Raw genomic sequence first — 18,948 nt, 5'->3', positions numbered from 1 at the left:
TTTATCATTTGAGGTTGTTATGGGTCTACGAAAATCTACAAGAAAAATTTTTCGTTATTTATTATTTAATTTAAGGTTCTACAAAGATATAAGATTTAAGAATATTGATTCAGAAAACTTTGCAGATCCTATTATTTTAAATCCTTTGGCTAATTCCCAAATTATTATACCTAAGATAATTTGGATGTATTGGGACTCAGAAATACCTGAACTGGTAAAAAGGTGTTTTAATCAAGTAAGACAATTAAATCCAGAATATCAAGTTTATATTTTAAATTCTGAAAACATATCAGAATTTTGTGATTTTGATTTTTCAGCTTACAAAAATTTAACTCCCCAACAAAAATCAGATTTATTAAGATTTTATCTTCTTTATTATTATGGAGGAATATGGCTAGATGCAAGTATTATAACCTATACTAATCTTGAATGGATTACCGATGTTTGTAAAAACAATAAAACATCTGCTTTTGCATATTATCGAGCTGCGAATACGACAGTAAAAGAATATCCTGTTATAGAGAATTGGTTACTTGCCTCAGAAAAAGGAAATATTTTCTTTAAAAAATGGTTAGATGAATTATCTTATGCTTTAAAGCTTGGAGTTAAAAACTATATTTCTGAAATCAGAAATACAAAACCGAATTATTGTGAATACTTTCAAAATATAGGACTACTTGAGTATCTAATCGCTTATGTGGCTTGTCAAAAAGTCTTACGAGAAATGCCAACCAGTATCTCGCTGATTAATTGTGATAAAAATGCCTTTTTATATCAAAATATTGATTTGAAATGTAATATTTATTTCATTGAAGCTTTAGTTTTAAAACATAGACCTGATCAAATGCCCTTCCTCATTAAATTAATCGGATCTGATCGAGCACTCTTAATTCCCTATGTGCTTAAAAATAAATTTAAAAATAATTCTTTTTTGGATTTTTAAAAAAGAGGTAATTTAATTACCTCTTTTTATTTTTAAACTTATTTATTTAAGGGATATTTTTTATATATTAATTTCGCAAAATTATAATTTATAGATTCACCATAGCGACTTTTAGGTAAATCTAAAGATTTTGCACGCTCTCCCTCGATTGCACTTAACTGCGTATCCTTTTCACCTAAGTTAATTACGGGATGATCTACTAAATATGTCATCAAGATATGAGAATTCTCACTGAAGTCAAACAAATAACTCCAGTCATCTGCTTTTCTAATTAAATGATGATAAGCAATTAAATTTTTAGCCATTTCACGATCAACGATATACGCGACAGCATAATTTACACGATTATAAAAGTGAGGATGTACTTCTAATATATCTTTATTAAAAATTTTCTCATTTTTTAATATTCCTCTAACTTTTAAACTTTCTTTCATCTGTATACCGCCTAAACTAAGCAAAATATTTTTAGGCAAATTAAGTTTTTTGAGTTCTGTTTCCAAATCTTGGAGATTTAAGTCATGGGGTAAAATAGCGTCATCTTCAAAAATCAATGCATATTCATCTTCCAATTCAAGAAAAAGCTCTAAAGCTTTTAAATGAGACAAGGTACAACCTAACTCTGCTGGAGTTAATGGTTTAGAGCGTCCTTTTACAGCTTTTTCAAAATATTCTTTTGCTGAAAGTTCTCCCCCTTTAATTCCTACCTTCGTTATAGGTAAATTTCCTTTTTCAAAAAAATTTTGGCCGAGGAATTTACTTAAACGAGGTGATTTTTCATCTTCGATAGTTACAACATAAATCTTCATTAAGCTATTCCCCTTTTAAACAGCAAGTATCATATCTAATGTAAAATAGAGTTAATATATCTTTTTTATTTTCTTGTATTGTCATGATTCGTTCAATTCAAAAAAAATGGTACAAATACCAACAAGCAAAAAAAGCAAAATCTTTTGACTCTCATTGGTATATGCGTTTCGGCTGGCTAGAACAACCCTTTACAACACTTGAGCAATTACATTCACTCTTTGAGATCCATTCCCCTAAAAAGTTTACATTTGCAGATAGCTTTTATGCTTATGAAAATGGCCGTCATTTTATTTTTTTTGAAGAAGTCGATGATCAGCATCCTGTCGGCTTTCTTTCTGTTTTAGAAGTCTTTAAGGATGGCACCTACACATCACCTGAGACAATCTTAAAACTCGACTATCACCTCTCTTATCCTTGTATATTTAAAGTAAAAGACACTTGGTACATGATTCCAGAGACTTCGGCTAATAAAACCATTGAGCTTTGGACATGTACTGAGTTTCCACTGAAATGGGAAAAGTATTCTAATCTAATCGAAAATATCGAAGCAGTAGACAGCACACCTTTTTATCACGAAGGCTTATGGTATCTTTTTACTTCAACGCGGCGTGATTGTAAGAAGTTTGGTGACCGCTTAGATCTTTTCTTTACCGAAGATATTTTGAATCCTAACTGGCAAGAGCACCCAATGAATCCAGTGTGCAGAGGCAATCAGCAGTTTCGTATGGCGGGCAAGCCTTTTATTTATAAAGGGCAACTGGTTCGACCAAGTCAAGATTCTTTAAAGCGTTATGGTGGGAATATCGAATTAAAGGCGATTACTCAGCTCAGCCCAACAGCTTATGAAGAAAAATTGCTAGAAGTGGTTTTGCCTGACTGGAATCAGGCAGATGACGGTTGCCATACTATTAATGTCGAAGATAACTTTGTGGTACTTGACGCCATTCGTCTTACACCAAAAAATAATTAAGTTTTTAACAGCTGCTTATAAATATTAAGCGTCTGCTCAGCCATGGCTGGCACAGTGAGCTCAGCCTTGGCTTTTGTATAAAGTGGGCTAAAATCATCTTGTGCAGCTGGTTTAAGTGCAGTTTGAATGGCTTTAGCTAAACCTTGTGCATCACCAATTTCTGCCAGATATTGTTCTGGCAGCCACTCAATCACACCGTTGACTTTGGTTGAAGCCATTGCTTTATCGGCCTGTAAAGCCTCAACCATCACCAATGGAAAACCTTCGCGGTCAGAAGATAAAACTACAACATCTGCCAACTGAACCAAATCTCGAGCATCAGTTCTAAACCCAAGAAAAGCGACTCGACTTTGCATATTAAGTTCACTGACTTGTTTCTCTAAACTTGCTCGAAGTGAACCATCGCCTACAATCCATAAATTGGCATCAATCTGTTGCATCGACTCAATCAATAAACTGATATTTTTTACTGGTTCTAGACGTCCAATACACATGACAACTTTTTTGTTAAGGTCTAGCTCAGCAAAATCTTTTTGGATAGATTGAAGTAATTTTTCTTTATTTTCAGCTGTAAGAGCAGGTTGAGGATAAACCCCATTGTAAACTACATGTGCTTTCGACTTTGGAATCCCTTGTGTGAGTGCTTGGCTCACAGCAATAACCGCATCGCCGGCTAAATAGGCAGATTTATTTTTTTTAGTGCCGTGCACGGTTGTAACAAACTTTGGGCCAGATAAAAATGGCTTAATTCGGGCAATCAACTCAGCCGCCTTTCCAGCTTGTGCATGAACAATAGCAGGTTGAATTTGTTGGATCAGATTTTTAAGTTGCCAAAGTAAAAAAATATTCCAGCGGCTACGTGCAAAATCGACAACATGAAAATGTACCTTCTGGCTAAACTTATCTACATAGCAAGGATGTGCAATCACATGCACTTCATGATTCAAAGCAAGCTCATTAACCAAGTTAAAAGTGTGCTGCTCTAATCCACCAATTCCACCGCTCGTTGCCAATACCTGAACAATTTTCATAGCTTGCCTACTTATTTTTATCTTTATTCAGAGTCTGCTCAAACAACTTAGCTTCTTTTAGAAATGCATAAAACGCATTAATCATACTATTTACGAAACCACGCCAACCATTTAAGAAACTACGGCGAATAAAATAAGACTTCATAAAAGTCACCGGCATCACCAAAACCAATTTTGCAATGCTTGGAGACTTTCCTTTTTGGTATTTCTCTAATGCTTTTAGGTTGGAATACTGGTTATTTTTTTCGACTTTCACGAAAATGCTCGACTCGCCATAATGATAAATATCATGTTGAGCGCGCTGAGATTCACCATCCACAATCACATTTTCATGGACTTTATTGGCTAGGTCATAATGCCCTTTAGACTTGCGAAAAAAACGCACCTTTGCATGTTTTTTAGTATGTTTACTGTTGGGAACCCCTAAGAAAACATCATTAATGGGTGTGATTAATGCATCAAGCTTATTCTGTTGAATCGTTTCAACAATTTCTTGTTTTAACTCGTTAGATAAGACTTCATCACCATCTAAATTGAGTACCCAATCATTTCGGCATTTTGCTAAAGCCAAACTTTTTTGCCCAGCATAACCTTGCCAATCTTGGTGAGAAATTTGGGTATTTTCAAAGCGCTGTGCAATTTCATAAGTATTGTCAGTACTGCCAGAGTCTAAAATAATAACTTCATCAAACTCACTGACACTTTGCAAAGTTTGCTCTAACCAAGCGCCACAATTTAAAGTGACAATATAGACACTACATGGAATTTTATTCATAACTTATAACGTCCTTTAGCAAGGGCGATACGCATCTGTAAAGCATTCATGGCACCATGCGTGCTGACACGTGGAATATTAAATTGATTAACTGCTTCATACGCTTCGATTTTTTTACGAGTCGATACTGCGTTTTTAAAGCCAATCTCTTGCGCCATTTTCTGGTGCTTTTCGTTAAATCGACCAAACGGATAAGCAAAGCTAGGGCATTTTCCAACCAAAGCTTCAACATCTTGTTTAGACTGGAGCATTTCGTCATAAGCGGTTTGATCATCAAGCTTAAGTAAGTTCACATGATGTTGTGTATGCGCACCAAACTCTATGAAGCCAGAATTTGCCATTTCATGGATTTGCTCATGAGTTAGCTTTTCGATTCCTTCAATTTGCGTCGCCAAATAAATGGTAGCTTTTGCATTATATTTTTTAAGTAATGGATAGGCATATAGATAATTATCCATAAATCCATCATCGAAACTTAAAGCAACAACGTTCTTTTGACCACGATATTGTTCAAGCTCAGAGACAAAGCAAAAAGTAGTTTTTTTACGCGTCAACAACTGCAATAGTCGTTCAAACTTTTCAGGAGGCATATTCATGCCAGAGGCCGCATCTTTAGGGGTTACCTGATGCAGCATCACAATGCGTGGTAGTTTGCTCGAACGAAACGGAAGCCAGAAAGTATAATTACCCAGCACATATAATAGTGCAGCAAGTGCTAGTAGGCCTACAGCAACGTACAAAAACCACATCATGCATAAACCTCATGTGACCATTCATAATCTTCTGAAAGGGACTGCTTAAATGTCACTTCAACCATAAATTGGGTGATGCGCTTAGCATTGAAAGATTTGCGTGTTTTCTCCCATCCCTCTTTCGCTATTTTTTTAGCTTGCTCTGGATTCTGATCAAAGAATTGTATCTTTCTGGCCAAATCGAACTGATCATCAAAGTAGACCACTTCCTGCTCAGTGTAGAGTTTTTCAAAGCCAGGAATTCTTGGGCTAAAGGTGAGTAAACCATTACCAGTGAGCTGTACAATACGGTCAGAACTATACAAGGTTACATCATTACGGCGTGAGTAATTGAGTCCCATTTTTGTTTCAGACAGAACCTTATAATAACCTTTACCGTAAACACCTGGTTGCTCAAAGCAACCATAATATTGATAGTTCACATGGCCTTGTTGCAGAGCATCTGCCAAATCTTTTAAGAATTTTTCTCGCTCAGGTTCTTTATAGACCACGCCACAGAAAATAAAAGTCTTGTCTGTGTTAGCGTTTGAAAATTGTTGTAGCGTTTCTACATTACGGTGGCCCACATTTGGTAAATAGGCTACGCTTAAATGAGGCTGCTTTAATTTTTGTAGATATTCTCCGCCTGTTGTGCAGAAAATAGCATCCAGATAAGGCGAAAATGCTTTTACGAAATCGAGTTTGCTTTCGAGATAAAGCGGGTCAACATACCAAAATGCAATTTTAGTATTTGGGTAAGATTCTTTAATCTGTTTTAGAACATCTGGACTCATTAAATCACTATGCCCGATGAGTACCAGATCAGGTTCAATATTATTAACGACCTTTAGTACTTCTTTATTGGCCCAACTGGCACCCAGTTTTTTTGTTTTAAAAATGGTTCCCATGCGAGCCATGTCACGAAAACTAAAGTCATAAACGAAATGGCCATTTTCAATTAATCCGGCAGAAATTTTACGGTCTGTGCAGTAAAAATGGGCGCCTTGTTTATTAAAGCCAAAATTCGCAATATGCAATATTTTCATTTATTTACTCAAAATAAAAAATTTAATTTTTCGCTAAAAGATATGTTGCCACACGGTCTGCTTCTTTAAAAGCATAAGGTTGTGGTAACTGTACAACACAAGTCTGCTGTGAAATTAACTTTGATTCTAACATTTGATCAACTGAGTGGGTAATGCGGTCGTCTTTCAAACGGTCCATTGCCATTACCCCGACTCGACAACCCGCTGTCAGCGCCTCAAAAATCATAGATACGCTGTCTTCGGTCACCCAAACAGCTTCTGCTTTTTGCATTTCTTCAAAAATCCAGCCTTGAGGTGTTTGCTCAACCGGAAATATTTTTAAATGCTCGGCAAAGCTTTGCTGCCTTAAAATATCGATAAATTCTGTTGGGGTTCGGCGTGAAGTCGTCAGAATAATTTCAGCGTCTGGATTATGCTCAACAATTTTTTGAACACTGCTTAATACTTTGTCTTGATTCCATTGATGTCGTTTAGATGAACCGCCTAATGCCATTAAAACTCTGGCTGCCTGATGACGATTTTCATTACGAATTGGATTTAATGCACCACGCGTGACAATCACATGGCTATCGGCGTGAATACCGTCATGCTCTGGAATAACAGCATAATCAAAGCAAACCACGGGTAAGTTAGGCTTCATCAAAATAATAGTTTTAGCTTTTCTAAAAATTTTACCGAGTAACCAGACCCGAAAATGAGTGTGACTCCCCACTCCAAATATAAAATCGGGGGCTTGTTTAAATAAGGAGTTTTTTGAAGAAAAAAGTGCCTGAATTAGAGAAATAATAGGTAAATCAGTAATGAGGATCTCTTCAAAAGTTGTATCTGCCTGTTGTCTTTGCATCGCCTGAAACAAGCCTAATGCTTGTGAACGATGCCCTGCCTTACCATCAGAGACATAGACAATATGCATAAAAACTCCATAAGCCAAAAATAAAAAGGCGAAACCAAAGTTCGCCTTTTTATGTTAACGGATTAACTTATTTTACGTAAGTTAACCAGTGTTCATATTTCGGGTTTTTACCTTGAACCGCATCAAAGAAAGTCTTTTGAATTTCAGTGGTAATCGGGCCACGGCAACCTTCGCCAATTTGACGATCATCATATTCACGAATTGGCGTCACTTCTGCGGCAGTACCAGTAAAGAATGCTTCATCAGCAATATAGAATTCGTCACGAGTAATACGACGCTCAACAACTTGATAACCAAGATCTCTAGCAATCGTCATAATAGTTTGACGTGTAATACCATCAAGCGCACCACCAGCAATATCTGGAGTATGTAAAACGCCATCTTTAATCAAGAATACGTTTTCACCTGAACCTTGGCATACATAACCTTGTGGGTCCATTAACATTGCTTCATCGTAACCACAATGGGCAACTTCTTGGTGAGCAAGAATCGATAATGTGTAGTTACCAGACGCTTTTGCTTTACACATCGTCACGTTTGGATGATGGTGAGTAAATGAAGAAGTTTTAACGCGAATACCTTTCGCCATTGCTTCATCACCTAGGTAGGCACCCCATGCCCATGCTGCAACTGCGGCATGAATGGTGTTATTTGTTGCTGCAATACCAAGTTTTTCTGAACCAATCCAAATAAGCGGACGTAAGTAGCAAGAAGCTAATTTATTTTCACGTACGACATCAATTTGTGCTTGCTCAAGCGCTGCTTGGTCATACGGTACTTTCATTTGATAAATTTTAGCTGAATTTAACAAACGTTTTGTGTGGTCTTGCAGACGGAAAATGGCAGTACCTTTAGGGGTTTCATAAGCACGGACACCCTCAAATACACCCATACTGTAGTGCAAAGTATGCGTTAAGACGTGAATCTTTGCATCACGCCAATCAACTAATTGCCCATCTTGCCAAATAAAACCATCACGATCAGCCAAATTCATGGAACACTCCAAATTGTTATAAAATCATTCACTATCCAACTCAACCGAGGCGGTTGGGTCTATTAATCTTTGCCATAAATTGCAAACGACCGCACGGGTACTACGCCAGTCCGCTGCGCTTACTTGCATGGATTGATTCGCAAGGGCTAAGCGGTGGCTTTCGGCACGTTCACTAAGATAGGCTCGAATTAATGCTGTGGCATCTTCACTGGATAAGCAGTCTGCTTTAGCAGCATCTTCTAAAATTCTTACATTATCAGAATAATGGGCGAGATCGGGGTTCGTCCCGCTCCACGCAAGTACAGCATACTGTGCCATAAATTCGATATCGACGATACCACCTGCATCCTGTTTTAAATGAAAAATACCATGTTTTTTTTGTTCAGAAGATGAACCTAGGTGGTCTTTCATTTTCTGACGCATTTTCAACACTTCTTCACGAACATAAGCCTCATCTCTAGATTGAGTCAAGATCTCACGGCGAAATATTTCGAATTTCTGGCAAAGTACCTCATCGCCAGCAATAGAACGTGCTCGAACTAATGCCTGATGTTCCCAAAGCCATGCACTTTTCAACTGATAGTGTTCATAGGCCTTAAGACTTGTGACCAATAAACCAGCCTCACCGGAGGGTCTTAAGCGTGTATCAATTTCATAGACACGGCCATCAAGCGTTTGAGTGGTCATCAGAGACATAAACTTTTGAGCGACACGCATCGCAAACTCAAAGCCAGTAATAGACTTTGTTCCATCCGTATCAGTTTGTTCATCTAGATAATGAATAAAGACAAGATCTAAATCGGAGCCATAACCCAGCTCAATGCCACCTACCTTGCCGTAACCAATGACAGCAAAGGCCTTGTAGTCGAGTGAGCAACGTTTACCATCGACATCACATGGATAACCATGACGCTTTGCTACAGTCTGATAAGCTAAATGGAGGGTTGCATTTACACTCACTTCAGCAATATCGGTTAACGCATCGGATACCTTCATTAGTGGGCTTTCAGCTAACACATCACTTGCAGCGACAGTGAGCACATTGCTCTTTTTAAACAGGCGAAGTGCCCGCATTTGGTCTTCAACTTGATCAATCTCAATACGAAGCAACTGCTGACGTAATGAGTCTTCCAAGTCCTTGCGTTTTGGCAACTCAAAGTCCATCGATAAAAACTCATCAAGCAGTACCGGATATTGTGTTAGCTCTTCACAAATCCATGGACTTACGGTCGCCATTTTAACTAAGCGTTGCAATGCCCCTTTACTTTCAATCAGCATCACTAAATACACTGTCCGACGCATGACCGATTCAATCAGCGGCATTAAGCGCAAAAGTGCGGTTTGAGGTTGCTCGGACTGTAAGATGACTTCAATTAAATGCGGCCAAAATGTTTTTAACCGCTGAACTGCATTTGAAGGTAGTTTTTTAAGTGCATGACCGTGCCAGAACTCATGAATCAAATTTTTAGCCTTATCATCTAATACTTCGTCTAGCTGCTGTTCTAACTGCCCAAAATTTTCAGTCGCAGCATTAGAGCTAGTATCTTCAATCAATTGCTTAAATTGAACTTTTACTTTTTGACGTTTCTCATCCAAAATCTCAATAAACTCACCCCAACTACCAAAACCCAATGTATCTATAATGCGTTGTCTTAGATCTACTTCTTCGGGCAATAGCTGAGTTTGCTGATCGTTGAGGGCTTGAATGGCATGTTCAACACGGCGCAAAAACAGATAAGCATCTTCTAATTCTAAAACGGCCTGTTTTTCTAACAAACCTGCTTCGCCAATGTGCTCAAGGCTGACTAAACATTGGCGGTCTTGTAACTCACGTTTAGACCCGCCATAAATCTGCTGGAATACCTGCACAATAAACTCAATTTCGCGAATACCACCCGCCCCGAGTTTAATATCATCCTCAATATGACGACGCAGAACTTCACGCTCAATCATCGCTTTCATATCACGCATAGCAGCAAAGGCGGTGTAATCCACATAACGACGGAAAACAAAAGGACGCGTCATTTCTAACAAGTCTTGCCCTTCTTTACCACCAGTTACGACACGCGCTTTAATCCATGCATAGCGCTCCCATTCACGACCATGCTGACTTAAATATTTTTCCAAAGCTGCATGGCTAATTGCTAATGCCGAGCCATCTCCCCAAGGACGCAGGCGCATGTCTACTCGGAATACAAAACCATCTGCGGTAATGTGTTCAAGCAAATAAATTAATTTTTGTCCCCATAAAATACAGAACTGCTGTACATCAATGCATTTACGACCATTGGTTTCGCCTTGTTCATCAAAGGCAAAAATTAGGTCTATATCACTCGATAGATTAAGTTCTTGTGCACCAAGCTTCCCCATGGCAACGACAATCAAATCTTGAACCTTGCCTGAATAACTCAAAGGTTCGCCGTGTTTGGCCGCAAGTGCCACACGTGCAAAAGCCTTTGCCACACAAATACTGGCATCGGCAAAATCAGAAAGTTCGCGAGTGAGTGTTACAACATCGGTCAGTTGATTGGCATCCTGCCAGATCCAGCGGAACATTAAACGGCCACGCAAAATACGAAGTGCGCGCATCCAAGATGTTTCGTCGCCAATTCCATCTAATGTGGTTTGTACAAATTGATAAATCTGTTCAGTTGAGAGCGGTGCAGTAAATTGATCTATTTGGTAATCTTGCTCTAAAACAGCCTGATGCAGGCCTAAAACTTGTTCTGCATACTGACTAGCACGCAATGTTTTTTGTAACTGCTCCGCATTCATATAAAAAGCTCTTTTCCTCGTACTCTCTTTTTAGTTATAGCAGTTCGAGTAGTGGTAGGAAAAGGGATTAGACTAATTTTGCTTCCGCTGAAGAGTAATGCTCGACATGAGTCTCATGACTTTCTTGAGCTGAAGGTAATAAAACCTTAAATGTTGTTCCTACACCCTCTTTAGAGCTGACATCAATTTGCCCTTGGTTAATCTCGACAAAACGCTTACAAAGGCTTAAACCTAAGCCTGCACCTTTTTCACCTGCGGTTCCTTTAAAGCTGGCTGTAATACGTGGATGGAACAAATTCGCCATTTGTTGCTTGGTCATGCCTAGACCGGTGTCTCGAACTGTTATTTCAACATTTTCACCAGATTGTTTGGCTTCAATAAAGACTTTGCCCGAACCATCAACATCTGTAAATTTCAGCGCATTTGACACTAAGTTTTGAATCACCGAGGTCATCATATTGATATCGGCATAGATTTTTAAATCTTCTGGTACAGCATTCACCAATTCAATATTTTTCTTTAAAGCTAAGGTATATAAAACATCAAAAACGATATTACTGACTTGTCTAAGGTTAAAATTAATCGGGTGATACACAAAACGCCCACCCTCAGCCATCGCCCATGTCAGTAAACTTTCGAGCAAGTTATAGGTCGATTGCGAAGTGTCGTATAAATAGTCTGCAATATTTTGAATGCTTGATTCATCTAAAGTTTCACGCTCTTTGGCGAGTACTTCTGAAAAACCGAGCAGTCCATGAAAAGGTGCACGTAAATCATGCGAAATAATCGAGAAAAATTTAGTTTTACTTGAGTTAATCGCAACTTGTTGTTCATAAAGTTCGTTTAACTCTTCATAGTTAAATTTCAACTCAACCTGCTGCATAAAAGTAGAACAGTAATCAAGTAACAACTGGATATCATCATCTTCAAATGTAGCTGCATCGTCATCAAAGAAAACAGCGAAGCCCATAGAGGTTTTATCAGGGTGTAAAAGATGTACTGCTAACGCCCGACTACATTCAATATTTAATTCTTTTAAATAGTTGGTTAAATTTTGATAGGAAGGATGTAGGTGATTAATCACCTGTTGTTTAGCAAAGCACTGTTTTAAATGTTTTGAAGGTTTAAACGAAATGGCGGTCATACCATCTGGGCAACGATGCCAAAAGTAAGGTTCTTGATTAAAAGTTAATAAGGCTTTTTTACACTTCAAAAGACGAAGACTAAACCGGAAAAATTGCTCGATATAGTTCTGCTCGGCATTTAATCCAAGCAACAAAGATATTCTGCAAGCACTTAACTGCTCAACTTGGTTTAGTTCTAAACGTTGGAATGTCATTGCCCGCCTCACAGATTTTGTCGTTTTGGGTCGGAACCGCTCTCAAAGAAAATTACTTATAATCATTATGATCTACTACAAACTTTAACACAGTACATTAAAAGAGCAACTTTCTTTTCAAAATAGAAATGTGAAGTTTCAATTAAAGGTTTTTAGATACATAAAGTGAGTAGTTTTTAGAAAAATACAACAAATGTTTTAAGGGAGAGAATTGTAAGATGTTAGAAATGCGAGTTCTAAATAGAGTAAAGATCATTAAAAATATTGTTTGAATAAGAGCTTAGTATCTATCTTGATTCGACTTTAATAAATGAAGTTCTTGTTGAATTTGGTTAAGGACTTCATTGAGCCTAAAATTGAAAGGTTATTAGAAGCTTAAGTTTAGATAACGATTCGAGTCCCTCCCTTGGAACTAAATTATTAATTTCTTAAATTCTATCGATATTGTTCTAGCCCAACAAAAAACCCCTAAGCCGTTAGCTTAGGGGTTTTCGTAGAATCTTACGATTCTGAATATGGTCCCGAGGGTCGGACTCGAACCGACACGTCATCTCTGACAGCGGATTTTGAGTCCGCCGCGTCTACCAATTTCACCACCTCGGGAGAGGAAGTATGTTTGTGTTGCGTATATTAGCGTGTTTGTAAAACTTGTCAAACCCTAAGTGAATATTATCGTTCACTTTTAGACCATTTAAACATTTTTCATGATTTAAGCCAGAAGCACAGCCATAAAAAAGCGAAAAAGTTTATACTAGGCGCAATTTTTGCGGTGTTTTTTTCTAAATATGCAACTGTCTGACTTTTCCTTTGAATTACCTGATGAACTTATTGCCCGTTACCCTCTCGAATCACGCAGTGCTTCGCGGTTATTGCACTTAGACTCAAAGGGTAAATATCACGATCACATGTTCACAGGCATTATCGACCTGTTCGAAGAAGGTGATCTGCTAGTGCTTAATGACACCAAAGTCATGAAAGCTCGACTTAAAGGAAAACGTTCTACAGGCGGTGCTATTGAGATTTTGGTTGAGCGTATGCTGAACCACACCACAGCGTATTGTCATATTAAATCGAGCAACTCACCTAAAGCGGGTGCTGAGCTTTTTGTTGGTGCAGATAACATTCCTGTGATTGTCCGTGGTCGTCACGAAAACTTATTTGTGGTTGAGTTTTCACAACCAATCTTGCCTGTCCTTGAGCAATATGGTCAGTTACCTATTCCGCCTTACTTTAACCGTGAAGCAGAAGAAATAGACACCGAACGCTATCAAACGGTTTTCCATAATCCTGAAAAAATTGCCAGTGTTGCGGCTCCTACTGCAAGCTTGCACTTTGACGAAGAATTATTAGCAAAGTTAGAACAAAAAAATGTTCAAAAAACTTTTGTGACTTTACACGTAGGGGCAGGCACATTTATGCCCGTTCGTACTGATGACATTACTAACCATATCATGCACAGTGAATGGTGTGATGTTCCTCAAGAAACAATAGATTTGATTTTGGCGACTAAAGCACGCGGAAATAAAGTGATTGCCATAGGTACAACTGCAACACGTGCTTTAGAAAGCGCAGCTCAAGCCCATAGCGGTAAAATTGCGGCTTGGACTGGCGACACGCAAATCTTTATCTATCCGGGCTACCAGTTCTGCATCGTAGACCGTTTAATTACCAACTTCCATTTACCAGAATCTACCCTGCTCATGCTGGTGTCAGCTCTTTCAAATCGAGACAACATTTTAGCTGCCTATGAACATGCAGTTAAAAGCCGCTATCGTTTCTTTAGTTATGGCGATGCAATGCTGATTGATAAATTAGAAGGTTAAAATTAAAATACTGAGCGATATTCTTAAACACCTATCTCCCCTATAGAAGGGGGTATATGTTTAGCAATATCGTTCAGCTTTACCCAGTGAATTAGAATTTTTATAAGTTTAAATTTTAGATATTTCCTTCATTAAAATATCGATGCGATAAAAGCTATTCTTAGTTTCTCCCATCTTTTTATATAACGGCTACATTTAGTAGTAGAACTACATCGCAGAATCAAGGAAAATAGTTCTCTTTTTAGCAGCGAACTGTTTCTTCGCCTCTGCTCGTGTTCAGGATTTTTAGATGAAGTTTGAAAAATTAGGTCAGTCGGGGCGCGCCCGTCGTGGTCGTTTAACTTTAGAGCATGGTGTTGTTGAAACACCTGTTTTTATGCCAGTGGGGACTTACGGCACAGTTAAAGGTATGTTACCGCGTGATATCGAAGACATTCAGGCACAAATTATTTTAGGAAATACATTCCATTTATATTTGCGTCCGGGTCTCGAAGTGATTAAAGAACACGGCGGTTTGCATAACTTTATTAAATGGGATAAGCCAATTTTGACTGACTCTGGCGGTTTCCAGGTTTTTAGTCTTGGCGCAATGCGCAAAATCAAAGAGGAAGGTGTTACTTTCCGCTCACCGATTGATGGTTCAAAAGTATTTTTATCACCTGAAATTTCTATGGAAATTCAGCAGGTTTTGAACTCTGACATCGTCATGATTTTTGATGAATGTACACCTTATCCTGCAACTCATGAAGAAGCACAAAAATCATTGCAGCTTTCTTTACGCTGGGCAAAACGTTGTAAAACCCATCATCATGATGAGCTCAAAAATAACAATGCACTATTTGGCATTATTCAGGGCGGCATGTATGAAGACTTACGTGATGAGTCTTTAAATGGCCTTCTTGAAATCGGATTTGATGGTTATGCGATTGGCGGTTTATCTGTAGGTGAACCTAAAGATGAGATGATCAAAGTTTTAGATTATCTACCAAGCAAAATGCCACAGGACAAACCACGTTACTTGATGGGCGTTGGTAAGCCGGAAGATATCGTTGAAGCGGTGCGCCGCGGTGTCGATATGTTCGACTGTGTAATGCCAACCCGTAATGCGCGAAACGGTCATTATTTTGTCACTGATGGTCTGGTACGTATTCGTAATAGTAAATATCGCCATGATCAGAGTCCGCTCGATCCACATTGCGATTGCTACACTTGTAAGAACTTTACCCGTGCTTATCTATTCCATCTTGAAAAATGTGGAGAGATGTTAGCGTCTATGCTCGGTACCATTCATAACTTACGTTATTACCAACGTTTAACTGAAGGTATGCGTGATGCATTAGAGAATGGCACATTTGATGAATTTGTTCAGGACTTTTATGCCCGCCGTGGTTTAGAAGTTCCACCATGTCCGGTTGATGAATAAGCCCGATTTGCGCTCAACCTCAAGACAAGGTAAATTGCAAAACGAATCAGGATTATGTCAGGTATCTGACTCATATTTTTAACTTTAGGAAATCAAAATGAGCTTTTTAATTTCTGCTGCACATGCAGCACCGGCAGCTGGCCCAACTACAGGTATTTTGCCAAACATCTTGATGATTGTCGTATTCGTTGCAATCTTTTATTTCTTAATTTGGCGCCCTCAAGCAAAACGCGCTAAAGAGCACCGTTCTTTAATCGAGAGCTTAGGTGTAGGTAGTGAAGTTGTGTTCGCTGGTGGTTTAATGGGCAAAGTGACCAAAATTGAAGGTGACTATGCAGTTGTTGAACTTAGCCGTGGTGTAGAAGTAAAAATTCAGCGTGCCAGCGTAATTTCAGTATTACCTGAAGGCACTCTAAATAACCTTTAATCATAAAACAGTCGTGCTTTAGCACGGCTTTTTCATTTAAGAAGAAAGCGAATGCGTTACCCTGCATGGAAATATTTACTGATTCTGGTTGTTCTGGTAATCAGTACATTATACGCACTGCCTAGTCTATATCCGGATGAGCCCGCCGTTCAAATTTCCGGTGCCAAAGCTGGTACCCAAATTGATCAAAGTGTGGTGCAAAAAGCAGAGCAAATTTTAAAAACAGCAAATATTGCAAGCCATGACAATACTTTTACAAATAATGCTGCCCTCTTGCGTGTCAGTTCATCTGAAGCGCAATTAAAAGCAAAAGAAGTATTACGTCGTGACTTAGGTGATCAATATGTTGTTGCCCTAAACCTTGCACCAACCACACCGGAATGGTTGCAAAAGATTGGGGCTAAACCAATGAAACTTGGTTTGGACTTACGTGGTGGTGTCCACTTCTTACTTGAAGTAGATATGGACAAAGCCGTTGCCCAACGTATGGAAACCTCTGCCACCGATTTGCGTCGTCAGTTCCGTGAAAACAAGATCAAATTTAATAGTCTTGCATTAACCAATAATGTAATCACTGTTCAATTTGCTGACAATGCTGACCGTGATGCAGCAATGGATTTTTTACGTCGTAATGGGAATGAATATACCCAACAGGCGTTAGCAAGCTCTACTGGTTCTACTCTAAAGCTTTCTTATACTGATGTACGTCGTCAAGAAATCCAGTCATATGCGGTGAATCAAAACTTAACAACATTACGTAATCGTATTAACGAACTTGGTGTTGCAGAAGCATTGGTACAAAGTCAGGGTAGCAATCGTATTGTTGTTGAATTACCGGGTGTGCAAGATACAGCTGAAGCTAAACGTGTTTTAGGCCGTACAGCAAACCTCGAATTCCGTTTAGTGTCTGACTCAAATGACCAATATATTGACCCATATACGGGTAAATATAATAGTCAACCTTTGCCTCCGGGCACAGAAGTTTTTGCTTATGAGTCCTTAGATAGCGGTCGTCAACTTTTGTTGCAACGCAACCGTATCTTGACTGGTGAGCGCGTTCAAAATGCAAGCTCTGGCTTTAGCCAAGACTCTGGTGGTGCCGAGGTAAATATTACCCTCGACAGTGCTGGCGGCAAGCTTATGTCCGATGCAACTCGTAATGCTGTTGGTAAACGCATGGCGGTATTGTTCATCGAAAATAAGCAAAAAATTACTTATGTCATAGATCCTAAAACTGGTGCGCAAACAGAAGTTCGTACTCCATACACTGAATCTGTAGTCATCAATGCTGCAACTGTTCAGGCCGTTTTAGGTTCAACTTTCCGTATTACCGGTTTAAGTTCTCCTCAAGAAGCATCTGAACTTGCATTAATGCTTCGTGCAGGTGCTTTGGCTGCACCAATGTACTTTGTTGAAGAGCGTGTAGTTGGTCCAAGCCTTGGTCAAGAAAACATTGATAAAGGTGTGTTATCAACTCAAATCGGCTTCTTGCTTGTTGCAATCTGGATGGTAGTGTTCTTCCGTGTATTCGGCTTAATTGCTAACTTTGCTCTTGTTGTTAACTTGGCAATGATTTTAACAGTTATGTCATGGATCGGGGCTTCCCTCACCTTACCAGGTATTGCGGGTATCGTTATTACCATTGGTATGGCCGTCGATGCGAACGTATTGATATGCGAGCGTATTCGAGAAGAAATGCTCTGGGGCGCATCGCCCAAACAGGCCATTGTGGCCGGTTATGATCGAGCCTATAACACCATTTTTGACTCGAACTTAACAACGTTCCTTGTTGCTTTCATTTTGTTTGCAATTGGTACAGGCCCGATCAAAGGTTTCGCCGTAACATTAATGATTGGTATCGTGTGTTCGATGTTTACTGCAATTACAGTGACTCGCGCAATTGTACAAATCATTTATGGTAAACGCCGTAATTTGAAAAAGTTGAGCATTTAAGGAGATCGATGATGACTAAAGTGACTCAACAAGATTCAAAACAATATGGTCGTCCGGATGATGCAAAAATCATCCCGTTCATGAAGATTGCCAAACCTGCGGCAATCTTCTCGATCCTTATTACGATAGCGAGTATTTTCTTTATTGCAACTAAAGGTCTTAACCTCGGTTTGGACTTTACAGGTGGTGTTTCAGCTGAGCTTAACTATGCTCAACCAGCAAATCAGTCTGAAGTTATTCAGGCACTTGCTAAAGCTGGCTTTAAAGATGCTGTAGTACAGACACTGGGTAGTAATAAAGACTTACTTGTGCGCATGCCTGTACAAGAAGTTAAGGTTGAAGACCTCACCAATACCATCACCCAAGCTGTACAGTTACCAAATAATGCTGCCGAAGTTCATAAAGTGGACTCTGTAGGTGGTCAAGTTGGTAACGAGCTTTATGTTCGTTCTGCCGGTGCGGTTGCACTTGCACTTATTTTAATGTTGATTTACGTGACGATCCGTTTCGAGTTTAAACTCGCAATGGGTGCCGTGATGTCTTTATTCCACGACATCATCATTATTATTGGTGCTTTTGCATTATTCCAATGGCCGTTTGATCTTACGGTTTTAGCTGCGGTACTTGCTGTTATTGGCTTCTCGCTTAACGATAACATTGTAGTGTCAGACCGTATCCGTGAAAATTTCCGTAAAATTCGCGGTGCGACGCCTCGTGAAATCATCGATATTGCTTTAACCGAGACTTTACGTCGTACCATTCATACATCAATGACCTTATTGCTTGTAGTTCTCGCAATGATGTTCTTAGGTGGTGATGGTCTACACTGGTTCGCTGTTGCAATGTTTGTTGGTGTCTTTGTAGGTACTTACTCTTCAATTTATATCGGTACAGCTTTTGCCTTATGGCGTGGACTAAACCGTCAGGACTTCATCGTTCAGGTTAAACCTGAATTTGAGGATGAAATTCCTTAAGTTGTCTAAAATAAGACGTATAAA

16 protein-coding genes and 1 tRNA gene are annotated in these 18,948 nt (G+C 39.0%); 7 read left to right on the top strand and 10 right to left on the bottom strand.

Annotation, left to right across the window (positions count from 1 at the left end):
* Positions 1-19: 19 nt before the first annotated feature.
* Entirely contained in the window at positions 20-943 is a 924-nt protein-coding gene (locus AC2117_RS02860; RefSeq protein ID WP_133971783.1) for a glycosyltransferase family 32 protein, read from the top strand.
* A gap of 38 nt (positions 944-981) precedes the next feature.
* On the opposite strand, the gene AC2117_RS02855 is transcribed toward AC2117_RS02860, so the two are convergent.
* The gene (locus AC2117_RS02855) at positions 982-1,749 is read right to left on the bottom strand and encodes a glycosyltransferase family 25 protein (RefSeq protein WP_133971781.1); all 768 of its coding nucleotides are present in this window, start codon (positions 1,747-1,749) and stop codon (positions 982-984) included.
* A gap of 83 nt (positions 1,750-1,832) precedes the next feature.
* On the opposite strand from AC2117_RS02855, the gene AC2117_RS02850 reads away from it, so the two are divergent.
* Positions 1,833-2,720 (top strand): hypothetical protein, encoded by an 888-nt coding sequence (locus tag AC2117_RS02850; protein WP_133971779.1) that lies wholly within the window; start codon positions 1,833-1,835, stop codon positions 2,718-2,720.
* On the opposite strand, the gene AC2117_RS02845 is transcribed toward AC2117_RS02850, so the two are convergent.
* From AC2117_RS02845 to AC2117_RS02805, 9 genes are all read right to left on the bottom strand, one after another.
* On the bottom strand, positions 2,717-3,751 hold the full coding sequence (locus AC2117_RS02845; protein WP_133971777.1) for a glycosyltransferase: 1,035 nt from the start codon (positions 3,749-3,751) through the stop codon (positions 2,717-2,719). The genes AC2117_RS02850 and AC2117_RS02845 overlap by 4 nt on opposite strands.
* A gap of 7 nt (positions 3,752-3,758) precedes the next feature.
* Positions 3,759-4,526, bottom strand: coding sequence for a glycosyltransferase family 2 protein (locus AC2117_RS02840; protein ID WP_133971775.1), 768 nt, complete (start codon positions 4,524-4,526; stop codon positions 3,759-3,761).
* Complete coding sequence (locus AC2117_RS02835; RefSeq protein WP_133971773.1) at positions 4,523-5,278, bottom strand: polysaccharide deacetylase family protein; 756 nt, start codon at positions 5,276-5,278, stop codon at positions 4,523-4,525. The genes AC2117_RS02840 and AC2117_RS02835 overlap by 4 nt, the downstream gene beginning before the upstream one ends.
* Entirely contained in the window at positions 5,275-6,303 is a 1,029-nt protein-coding gene (locus AC2117_RS02830) for a glycosyltransferase (protein WP_042897553.1), read from the bottom strand. Before AC2117_RS02830 ends, AC2117_RS02835 begins: the two co-directional genes overlap by 4 nt.
* 22 nt (positions 6,304-6,325) lie before the next feature.
* Positions 6,326-7,216, bottom strand: coding sequence for a mitochondrial fission ELM1 family protein (locus tag AC2117_RS02825; RefSeq protein WP_133971771.1), 891 nt, complete (start codon positions 7,214-7,216; stop codon positions 6,326-6,328).
* Positions 7,217-7,283: 67 nt separating this feature from the next.
* Entirely contained in the window at positions 7,284-8,210 is a 927-nt protein-coding gene (locus tag AC2117_RS02820; RefSeq protein WP_042897555.1) for a branched-chain amino acid transaminase, read from the bottom strand.
* 24 nt (positions 8,211-8,234) lie between these two features.
* Positions 8,235-10,985 (bottom strand): bifunctional [glutamate--ammonia ligase]-adenylyl-L-tyrosine phosphorylase/[glutamate--ammonia-ligase] adenylyltransferase, encoded by a 2,751-nt coding sequence (gene glnE, locus AC2117_RS02815; protein WP_133971769.1) that lies wholly within the window; start codon positions 10,983-10,985, stop codon positions 8,235-8,237.
* 67 nt (positions 10,986-11,052) lie between these two features.
* On the bottom strand, positions 11,053-12,324 hold the full coding sequence (locus AC2117_RS02810) for a sensor histidine kinase (protein ID WP_133971767.1): 1,272 nt from the start codon (positions 12,322-12,324) through the stop codon (positions 11,053-11,055).
* A gap of 516 nt (positions 12,325-12,840) precedes the next feature.
* Positions 12,841-12,927: transfer RNA gene (locus tag AC2117_RS02805), tRNA-Leu, on the bottom strand.
* Between the two features lie 182 nt (positions 12,928-13,109).
* Between AC2117_RS02805 and queA the strand changes: the two genes are divergently transcribed.
* From queA to secF, 5 genes are all read left to right on the top strand, one after another.
* Positions 13,110-14,147: a tRNA preQ1(34) S-adenosylmethionine ribosyltransferase-isomerase QueA gene (gene queA / locus AC2117_RS02800; protein WP_133971765.1), complete on the top strand. Its 1,038-nt coding sequence runs from the start codon at positions 13,110-13,112 to the stop codon at positions 14,145-14,147.
* Between the two features lie 289 nt (positions 14,148-14,436).
* Positions 14,437-15,570, top strand: a complete 1,134-nt coding sequence (gene tgt / locus AC2117_RS02795; protein ID WP_133971763.1) for a tRNA guanosine(34) transglycosylase Tgt — start codon at positions 14,437-14,439, stop codon at positions 15,568-15,570.
* Between the two features lie 97 nt (positions 15,571-15,667).
* Positions 15,668-15,997, top strand: coding sequence for a preprotein translocase subunit YajC (gene yajC / locus AC2117_RS02790; protein ID WP_003655131.1), 330 nt, complete (start codon positions 15,668-15,670; stop codon positions 15,995-15,997).
* A 51-nt stretch (positions 15,998-16,048) separates the two neighbouring features.
* Complete coding sequence (secD, locus tag AC2117_RS02785) at positions 16,049-17,950, top strand: protein translocase subunit SecD (protein WP_133971761.1); 1,902 nt, start codon at positions 16,049-16,051, stop codon at positions 17,948-17,950.
* 8 nt (positions 17,951-17,958) lie between these two features.
* Positions 17,959-18,924, top strand: coding sequence for a protein translocase subunit SecF (gene secF, locus AC2117_RS02780; protein WP_133971759.1), 966 nt, complete (start codon positions 17,959-17,961; stop codon positions 18,922-18,924).
* Positions 18,925-18,948: the final 24 nt, after the last annotated feature.

It is taken from the genome of Acinetobacter calcoaceticus (genome assembly GCF_900520355.1).
GTDB lineage: Bacteria > Pseudomonadota > Gammaproteobacteria > Pseudomonadales > Moraxellaceae > Acinetobacter > Acinetobacter calcoaceticus_C.
The sequence above is the reverse complement of the archived record's forward strand: the minus strand, read 5'-3'. Positions and strand labels throughout refer to the sequence as shown.